Origin of the sequence: Chromohalobacter beijerinckii (assembly GCF_023061185.1) — a bacterium.
In the GTDB taxonomy this organism is placed as follows: domain Bacteria; phylum Pseudomonadota; class Gammaproteobacteria; order Pseudomonadales; family Halomonadaceae; genus Chromohalobacter; species Chromohalobacter beijerinckii.
Map to the genome: position 1 here is coordinate 18,354 of NZ_JAKGAK010000027.1, position 8,911 is coordinate 27,264.

The 8,911-nt window shown below is 58.0% G+C and carries 9 protein-coding genes; 5 read left to right on the forward strand and 4 right to left on the reverse strand.

The window, feature by feature from the left end; genetic code table 11:
- Nucleotides 1–72: 72 nt before the first annotated feature.
- Entirely contained in the window at nucleotides 73–1,074 is a 1,002-nt protein-coding gene (locus L1075_RS14920) for an NAD-dependent epimerase (RefSeq protein WP_246942602.1), read from the forward strand.
- A gap of 62 nt (nucleotides 1,075–1,136) precedes the next feature.
- A complete protein-coding gene (locus L1075_RS14925) occupies nucleotides 1,137–2,477 on the forward strand; it encodes a UDP-glucose dehydrogenase family protein (RefSeq protein ID WP_075370392.1) in 1,341 nt (446 codons plus the stop codon).
- Between the two features lie 51 nt (nucleotides 2,478–2,528).
- On the opposite strand, the gene L1075_RS14930 is transcribed toward L1075_RS14925, so the two are convergent.
- Nucleotides 2,529–3,476, reverse strand: coding sequence for a YeiH family protein (locus L1075_RS14930; RefSeq protein ID WP_245798131.1), 948 nt, complete (start codon nucleotides 3,474–3,476; stop codon nucleotides 2,529–2,531).
- A gap of 149 nt (nucleotides 3,477–3,625) precedes the next feature.
- On the opposite strand from L1075_RS14930, the gene L1075_RS14935 reads away from it, so the two are divergent.
- Nucleotides 3,626–4,525: a LysR substrate-binding domain-containing protein gene (locus L1075_RS14935; RefSeq protein ID WP_040243512.1), complete on the forward strand. Its 900-nt coding sequence runs from the start codon at nucleotides 3,626–3,628 to the stop codon at nucleotides 4,523–4,525.
- A gap of 9 nt (nucleotides 4,526–4,534) precedes the next feature.
- Here L1075_RS14935 and L1075_RS14940 read toward each other — a convergent pair whose 3' ends face one another.
- Both L1075_RS14940 and L1075_RS14945 read right to left on the reverse strand, forming a co-directional pair.
- The gene (locus L1075_RS14940) at nucleotides 4,535–5,611 is read right to left on the reverse strand and encodes a glycosyltransferase (RefSeq protein WP_246942603.1); all 1,077 of its coding nucleotides are present in this window, start codon (nucleotides 5,609–5,611) and stop codon (nucleotides 4,535–4,537) included.
- A 27-nt stretch (nucleotides 5,612–5,638) separates the two neighbouring features.
- On the reverse strand, nucleotides 5,639–6,343 hold the full coding sequence (locus tag L1075_RS14945; RefSeq protein WP_246894570.1) for a hypothetical protein: 705 nt from the start codon (nucleotides 6,341–6,343) through the stop codon (nucleotides 5,639–5,641).
- 147 nt (nucleotides 6,344–6,490) lie between these two features.
- Between L1075_RS14945 and L1075_RS14950 the strand changes: the two genes are divergently transcribed.
- Together L1075_RS14950 and L1075_RS14955 are read left to right on the forward strand one after the other, a co-directional pair.
- Complete coding sequence (locus L1075_RS14950; protein WP_075368765.1) at nucleotides 6,491–7,903, forward strand: mannose-1-phosphate guanylyltransferase/mannose-6-phosphate isomerase; 1,413 nt, start codon at nucleotides 6,491–6,493, stop codon at nucleotides 7,901–7,903.
- Nucleotides 7,904–8,013: 110 nt separating this feature from the next.
- Complete coding sequence (locus L1075_RS14955; RefSeq protein ID WP_075368764.1) at nucleotides 8,014–8,385, forward strand: diacylglycerol kinase; 372 nt, start codon at nucleotides 8,014–8,016, stop codon at nucleotides 8,383–8,385.
- A 10-nt stretch (nucleotides 8,386–8,395) separates the two neighbouring features.
- Here L1075_RS14955 and L1075_RS14960 read toward each other — a convergent pair.
- Nucleotides 8,396–8,911: phosphatase PAP2 family protein (locus L1075_RS14960; protein ID WP_246942605.1), on the reverse strand; the 516-nt coding region annotated here is incomplete at its 5' end.

Consider the following 8,911-nt stretch of genomic DNA (forward strand, 5'->3'; position numbering starts at 1 on the left):
GCGATGCATGGATCGGCGCGTCCCAAGCGCCATGCTATAGTGCGCGCCATCACAGGAGAGACCGGTAACCCCATGAATATTCTGATTACGGGCATGGCCGGGTTCATCGGTCATGCCGTGGCCAAGCGCCTGGCGGCCGATGGCCACACCATCGTCGGCATCGACAATCTAAACGATTACTACGACGTGGCGCTCAAGCAGGCGCGCCTCGACGATCTGGCCGGGTATCCCAATGTGCGCTTCGAGCGCGTGGACCTCGCTGACCAGGCGGCCATGCAAGCGCTCTTTGCTGGTGAGCGCTTCGAGCGGGTGATTCATCTCGCCGCGCAGGCTGGCGTGCGCTACTCGCTCGACAATCCGCATGTCTACGCGCAGTCCAACCTCGTCGGTCACCTCAACGTATTGGAAGGCTGCCGCCAACAGCAGGTGCCGCATCTGGTTTATGCCTCGTCGAGCTCGGTATACGGGCAGAATGCGCATGTGCCGTTCTCGACCGCCGACGCTGTTGATCACCCCATTAGCCTCTATGCCGCGACCAAGAAGTCCAATGAGCTGATGACGCACAGCTACGCGCACTTGTACGACATTCCTTCCACGGGGCTTCGTTTCTTCACCGTCTATGGCCCGTGGGGACGCCCGGACATGGCGATGTTCAAGTTCACTCGCGCGATTCTTGCCGGCGAGCCGCTACCGATCTTCAACCACGGCGAGCTGTCGCGGGATTTCACCTATATCGACGATATCGTCGAGGGCGTGGTACGCATTCAGGACGTGATTCCCCAGGCCGATGCCGAACGGCAAGCGACGGCGCCGGATCAAAGTGCCGCACCGTTTGCACTCTATAATATTGGCCACGGGAGCCCCGTGGCATTGATGGATTTCGTGCGCGCTCTGGAGCGCGTGACCGGGCGCACCGCGCAATGCGATTATCAACCCATGCAACCCGGTGACGTGCCGCGTACCTGGGCGGATACCGAGGCGCTTTTCGAAGCGGTCGATTACCGCCCGGCGGTCGGCGTCGAGGAAGGCGTGGCCCGCTTCGTCGACTGGTATCGCGCCTTCTATCAAGTTTGATACCCACTCGGGTTTGACGCCCACGCTTTTTTGATGACATGACACGTAAAGGACGACACACGATGAGAATCAGCATCTTCGGCACGGGGTACGTGGGCCTGGTCACTGGAACCTGCCTGGCGGATGTGGGGCACGAGGTCATGTGCATGGACGTCGACGCCGACAAGATCGCGCGCCTCGAGCGCGGCGAGATTCCCATTTACGAGCCAGGGCTCGACGCCATGGTGCGTCGTAATGTCGAGGAAGGGCGCCTACGTTTCACTACCGATGCGGCGTTCGCCGTCGATTTCGCGCCGCTGCAGTTCATCGCCGTGGGTACGCCGCCCGACGAAGATGGCAGTGCGGATCTACAGTACGTCCTCTCCGTGGCGCGCAGCATCGGCCAACACATGGGCGACGATAAGGTCGTCGTCGACAAGTCGACCGTGCCGGTGGGGACGGCGGACAAGGTGCGCGGTGCCGTACAGAGCGAGCTCGATGCCCGGGGCGCTTCGCTGACCGTCGATGTCTGCTCCAACCCCGAATTCCTCAAGGAAGGCGCTGCCATCGAGGACTTCACCCATGGCGCGCGAATCATCGTCGGCACCGATGCCGAACGTGTGCGCGCCATCATGCGCGAGTGCTACGGTCCTTATAACCGTCACCATGAAAAGTTGATGTTCATGGATATCCGTAGCGCCGAGCTGACCAAGTACGCCGCCAACGCCATGCTGGCCACCAAGATCAGCTTCATGAACGAGATCGCCAATCTCGCCGAGCGCCTGGGTGCCGATATCGAGCAGATCCGTCGCGGCATCGGCAGCGACCCGCGCATCGGCTATCACTTCATCTATCCCGGTTGCGGTTATGGCGGTTCGTGCTTCCCCAAGGACGTACAGGCGCTGGCGAGGACCGCCGGTGAGATCGGGTATCGCGCCGAACTGCTCGAGGCCGTGGAAGGTGTCAACCAGCGCCAGAAAGCCACGCTCTTCGCCAAGCTCTCGCAAGCTTTCGACGGTGATCTGGCCGGCAAGACGATCGCCGTGTGGGGGTTGGCCTTCAAGCCCAACACCGACGACATGCGCGAGGCACCGAGCCGTGCCTTGATGGAGTCGCTATGGGCGGCAGGGGCACGCGTTCAAGCTTTCGATCCGGAAGCCATGGACGAGTGCCGCCGGATTTACGGCCAGCGCGACGACCTCGCCCTTGTCGAGAATCGCGAGCAAGCCGTGGAAGGTGCCGACGCCTTGGTGATCTGCACCGAGTGGAAGGCCTTTCGTAGCATCGACTTCGCTTGGCTCAAGGAGACGCTGCGCATGCCGGTGGTGATCGATGGGCGTAATCTATTCGACCCGCAGGCGGTCAAGCGCGCGGGGTTGCTGTACTTCGCCGTGGGCCGGGGGGATTCCTTGCATACGGAATGAAGCTCGCTCATGACCAAACGGCGCCCTCGGGCGCCGTTTTACGTTGCGAATTCAGCGCATGAGCCAAGGTGTTATCAATCCGCCGCCGATCAGCAAGAGCACGAACAGCATTAATGCCAGCAGGAAGGGTTTGATTCCCAGAGCGCGGAGTTTCTCTAATCGTGTTTCATATCCCAGTGCGGCCATGGCCATCGCTAGGGTGATTTGCCCGCTCGTCACGAGACCCTGATGCAAGAGAGCGGGCAGAGCCACGATGCTATTGAGGACTACCATGGCGAGAAAGCCGAAGGCGAACCAAGGAATGACGAGCGAACCTCGGGTTGCCGGGAATTCACCGTCGCGAACCTGACGGCGATGCCACCACTGCCCGATCACTAGCAGAAAGGGTACTAGCAGCATGACGCGTACCAGCTTGACGATCACTGCGTTGGTTAGCGCTTCGGGCCCGATTGCATCGCCGACGGCTACCACCTGGGCGACTTCGTGTACGGTGGCGCCAATATAGATGCCAAATAGGCCCTCGTGCATCTGCGTAAGAGGGTAGATCAGCGGATAGACTAGAATCGATAGCGAACCGAACAGCACGACGGTAGCCACCGCCATTGATGTAGCGGCGGGACGAGCACGAATCATGCTTTCGGTAGCCAGGATTGCGGCGGCTCCGCAAATCGCGCTACCGGCGCTTGTCAGTAAGGCGGTGTCGCGGTCGAGCTTTAGTATTTGCGTGCCGATCAGATAGCCAGTCACCAGGACGACGCTTACCACAAGGACATCAAGAGCGATGATGGCTGGCCCTAGCCCCACGATCTGCTGCAAGGTCAGTGAAAAGCCGAATAATACGATGCCGGCACGCAATAGATGGCGGGTAGCGAACTGGAGTCCTGGTGCCACGCCAGACAAGCGTCGTGCCAGGGGTAAATTGCCCACCATCAGTCCTAGCAATAAGGTAAACACTAGCGGACTGACGCCGCTCGAGGCGATGCCTGGCAATCTAGCCATGGCGAACCCGCCTAGCGTCAATGCGATGCATAAACTGAGCCCCTGCCACATGATGTTTCCTCTCGAATGCCGATGAAGAGGACAGGGTAGGCGTGCATCGTGTAACCTCATATCGAGTAATAACGATATGCCATTTAAGTAAATCCGATATGACATCCAAGGTAACGTTCCGCCAACTCGATGTATTTGTGAATGTGGCGCGCGCTGGTTCTGTGAGTGCCGCCGCTCAGCGCGTGCATCTTTCACAGTCGGCGAGCAGTCAGGCATTGAGCGATCTTGAGTACCAGCTTGACGTAGCGCTGTTCGAGCGTCTCGGGCGTCGTCTGGCGCTCAACGATGCCGGCCGGCGGTTATTACCACAGGCTGAGCAGTTGTTAGAGGGGTTAACGGTACTGGTGGAAACGGCGCGTGAGCCGCAAGGGGCATTACGCGGGCGTTTGCAAGTGTCGGCTAGTGCCACCGTGGGTACTTATCTGTTGCCGCGGCTGGCGGGTCGCTTTAGCGAGGTTCATCCGGAGACGGACCTCCAACTACGGCTGCGTAATACGCAAGGCGTGATCGACGACTTATTGCAATACGACGCCGATCTCGGCCTGGTGGAAGGGCAGTGTACTGAACCGCGTCTGTCCAGTGAGTTCTGGTGTCGCGACGAGATGGTGATTGTCTGTGCTCCGACACAGCGTTTCGCTGCTCAGTCGCGGTTGTCGCCTGAGGATCTGCAGGCCGCCGAATGGGTCCTGAGAGAGGGCGGTTCGGGGTCTCGCGCGATCTTCGAAGCGGCGATTCGGCCTCATGTAGCGCGCTTGCGGGTGCGCATGGAACTCGACCAACACGAGGCCATCAAGCAGGCCGTGCGGGCTGGCCTCGGTCTTGGTTGTTTATCGAGGCTCAGCGTGGCGGGCGAACTCGAGCGCGGCGAACTCGTCGCGCTGGAGACTCCACTACATTTGGTCCGTGACTTCTCGCTATTGTGGCATCCTGAGCGTTATCGCAGCCCGTTATGGCAGGCGTTCAAGGTGTTTCTTCAGGACGCGAGCTCAATTGTGTAAGGCGTATCGTTACTTCGCCAAGGCTTCGAACTGCGGCAGCACGGTCTCCTTGAGGAAGGGGCGGTAATGCGCCTCGGCCACGCGGACCGGGTTGGCATCCATACGAGCGATGGCGTCGGCCAGCGCCGTTTCGTCTTCAAGCGGGACCAAGAAATCGGCGAGTTCGCCGGAGAGGATTTCACGCGGACCGGAGGGACAGTCGACGCTGACCACCGGTGTGTCGAGCAGCAGCGATTCGATGAGCGCGCGTGGTAGCCCTTCGGCGTCCGAGGTCAGGATCAAGGCCTTGGCGTTGCGAATGAACGGGTAGGGGTTGGTTTGATAGCCCGGCAGGATAACGCGTTCGGCGAGTCCCATGTCTTCTATCATCGCGCGAAGATTGGCTTCTTCATCGCCCTTACCCTTGCCCAACAGGACCAGCGGGGTCGTCACGCCACTGGCCTTATAGGCGCGCAGCAGGCGGTCATGACGCTTGCGCGCTTCAAACGTACCGACATTGATCAGGTACTCGCCGTCCGGTACTGGCGCCGATTCCTCGGCCATGCGCAGGAAGGGTGCTCGCTCGTAAGGGTTGTAGATGGCGCGAATCTCGGCCGGCTGCAGTCCGATGACATTGAGCAGGTTGTCTTTGACGCCCTGGGAGACGGCGACGACGTTGCGTCCGCTATAGAAGCGGTGCACCTTGGCGAATGCCTTGGTGCGCTGGTCGGGATCGCTGAATTTCGCCGAGATATCGCTCTTGATCCAGAACCACAAGTTGGGGAATGTCAGGTGCCGGGTGATCTTGTCGCAGGAGCATGACAGCACGACATCCGGGGCAAATGCGCTCAATGCGCGCGCGATACGCGTGGCTTGCCATTTTTCCACCCACACGGTGGAGAACAGCTTGCTGAAGCGATTGATGACCCCGAGATTCTCGATCTCCAATCCTTCCGGCAGGCGATGCTCGATCTTGTCACGTAGTATGAAAATCTTCACGACGTGGCCGCGCTGACACAGGCCGTCAGCCGTGTAAAGCAGTGATTTCTCCGCGCCACCGCCGTATAGATCGGCAATGACGAAGGCAAAGCGTTTGGGCGTTGGCATGAGTGTCTTCCCTGATGGGGCTAATCCCTATAGCGCGAGTTGGCGAATCAGATACGCTTCGGCGAATGCTCGGTAACGCTCGCCTTGCAATTTCGTGGGGCTAAGCATGGCCACAATGGTCTGGCGACGTTGGCTTGCATCTTGCGGCAGGCGTTTGACGTGGGTGTCGATCCAAACGATCTCGCCAGCGTCATCGAGCAGCAAGTTGCCATAATGAAAGTCGCGATGATAGTAGCCGTGACGAATCAAGGCCACGGCGTCGTCACATACGCGTTGCAGGAATGCCAAGCGTGCGTCTTCTTCCTGGCGGCGAAAGTAATCCGCGCCGGACTCGCCTCGGTCGAGATGTTCCATGGCCAGCAGTGATCCCAACGGATTGAAGGGGTTGAGGGCCACGCCGACACCACGACACTCGATGGCGCGCAGTCCAGCCCGGCGGATGCAGGTGTTGGCCCGCCATTCCTTGAGGGCATCGAAACCGCCGAGCAGACGCTTCTCCAGGATATCGCGAATCCACCATTTGAAAGGGTGACGCTGCACGACGTATTTGTCGGCCACCAGTTTGAATAGCGTATTCGACGCCTCATCGAGAAAGAAGCGACTGCTGCCTACCGCTTCCATTTGTCGTGTCGTGCCGGGTTGCGACAACGCGAGGTGGGAAGTGAACGCAAAGCGTGTGCGCATGTAATACCAGCGCGCAACGCCATTGAGCGAGACACGATACAACGGCATGAGTGGCGATCCGCCTCGTTCGGGAAACAAGGCGCTAATCCTCGGGAAGCGGGGGGAGGTTGTCAAGGCGATGTATGACAGGGCTGGCGCCTGCAGTGGCGGCTGGTTACCGTAGGTTCAGAGATATGCTCGGATAAGGAAGATGCCATGCTGACGCCCGTGATTCTCGCTGGCGGTAATGGAACACGCCTGTGGCCTCTGTCGCGTCGCGATACGCCCAAGCAATTCCTGGCGCTACTTGGTGAGCGGAGCCTGCTGCAAGCGACGCTTTTGCGCCTGGAAGGACTCGATGTGGCGCGTCCCATCGTCGTCTGCGCGGATGCCCATCGTTTTCTGGTCGCCGAGCAGTTGCGTGAAATCGGCTGTGAGGCGGATATCGTGCTCGAACCCGAGGGACGCGACACCGCGCCGGCTATCGCCATGGCGGCGCTTTGCCAGCAGGCGCGTGAAGACAGTGCGAACCGAGGCGCGCCCCTATTGGTGTTGCCTTCCGATCACCATCTCGGCGAGGTGGCGGCTTTCCACGAGGCACTGCAGGCGGCGCTGCCGGCGGCGGGGCGAGGTGACTTGGTGACGTTTGGCATCGTGCCGACGCGAGCGGAAACCGGTTATGGCTATCTGGAAGTTGCCGACGTCACGGCGGGCTTGCAGCCGCTTATACGCTTCGTGGAAAAACCGGATGTCGAGCATGCACGCGAATTTGCCAATGGCGGCCATCATCTCTGGAACAGCGGCATGTTCTTGTTGCGAGGGGATCGTTACCTCGAAGAGCTGAGACATTGGCGACCGGCCATGCATGCCTCGGTGGGCAGGGCCTGGGCCGGACGTAGAGCAGATCTCGATTTTCTACGTCCCGAGTCGGACGCGTTCGCCGAATGCGCCGCCGAATCCATCGACTACGCCGTCATGGAACATACCCGAGCCGGTGTCGTCGTTCCCCTGGCGGCGGGATGGTCGGATGTGGGTTCCTACCAGGCGCTGTGGGACGTCGCGCAGAAAGACGCTGACGGCAATCTGCTGCGCGGCGACGTCATCGCGGAAGATACGCGAGACGCCTGGGTACAGTCGCAGTCGCGTTTGGTCGCGACGCTCGGGATCTCGGACCTGGTCGTCGTCGAAACCTCTGATGCCGTGCTGGTGGCGGATCGTCACCGCGTTCAGGAGGTCAAAACTCTAGTCGCGCGCCTGCAATCGCTCGGGCGACAGGAAGGCGTCGCTCATCGGCGCGCCTATCGCCCATGGGGCAGTTACGAATGCGTCGAGCAGGGCGCGCGCTTTCAGGTCAAGCATATTCGCGTACATCCTGGCGCCCGCCTTTCACTGCAACGCCATCATCATCGCGCCGAGCACTGGATCGTGGTCTCGGGCACGGCGCGTGTTACCCGGGGAGACGAGGTCTTCCTGTTGGGTGAAAATCAGTCTGCGTACATTCCATTGGGCATCGCCCATCGTCTGGAAAATCCCGGCCGCATTGAACTGGAACTCATCGAAGTGCAAAGCGGCGCCTATCTCGGCGAGGACGATATCGTGCGCCTCGATGACGATTATCGGCGTGGCTGATAGAGAACGTTTTGTATCAGAATCCATGATCAAGCGGAGAGACTTAATCAGACCTTAAGGTATCGAGCCTATCCTACTGGCTTCTTTGTAAACTTGGAAGTGTTGAAAAAATGGCTGATCTAGATAAATGGAATGGAACAGGTCTCGTACGTTTAAATAAAGCTCTTTTTTGTTCTCTAAAAGGCTTGAGTGCTGCCTGGGTGCATGAATCGGCATTTCGTCAAGAATTAGTGGTCCTTGCATTGTTGATGCCAATTCCTATCTTTGGGAATTACTTGCCTATAGAAAAAGCGATGATGGGGGCATCTCTCATCTTGCTATTGGTAGTGGAGCTTATAAATTCAGCTATCGAAGCTGTTGTGGATCGCGTGGGAACGCAATGGCATATATTAAGCGGCCGAGCCAAGGATCTTGGGTCAGCATCGGTTTTTATGACATTTTTGCTTGTTGTTTGGGTCTGGCTTAATATTTTAATAAAGTAATTGCAGCCATCTAATGGTCTTTTGAAGTGTACCTTGTTACGTCATTTTGAAAAACTTTAAAGGAGTGAAGCGGCCATACTGTTAAAATGCTTGCAATAAGTATTGCGAAGTAAATGGAAGAGCTTTTGTTGGTTCGATTCTGAGAAAGTTGGCGCAAAAATAGATAGAAAAAAAGGCAAGCCCATCCTGTCCCTAAAAACACCCCGCCGACAATATCAGTTAACCAGTGCGCATTCAGATAAACTCTAGAAAAGCATATAAGGAACAGTAATGAAAAGATGGTGAGGCCAGTCAATATTCTGTGTTTAACATTAAAGTGATGAGTAAATAGGAGGAGGATGCACAAGTAGAGCGTTATGTTTAATGTGGTGTGACCACTCGGAAAAGAAAAAGTCTCCCAGTTTTCATACAGCCCCACCATTGGGCGACTTTCATGTATTAAAAACTTCAGTAGAGGAACCGTTAAAGATATGCTGGTCATGGTTAAGGCTAAAAGTATAGCGGGTGCTTTTTCTTTCCTTACGAG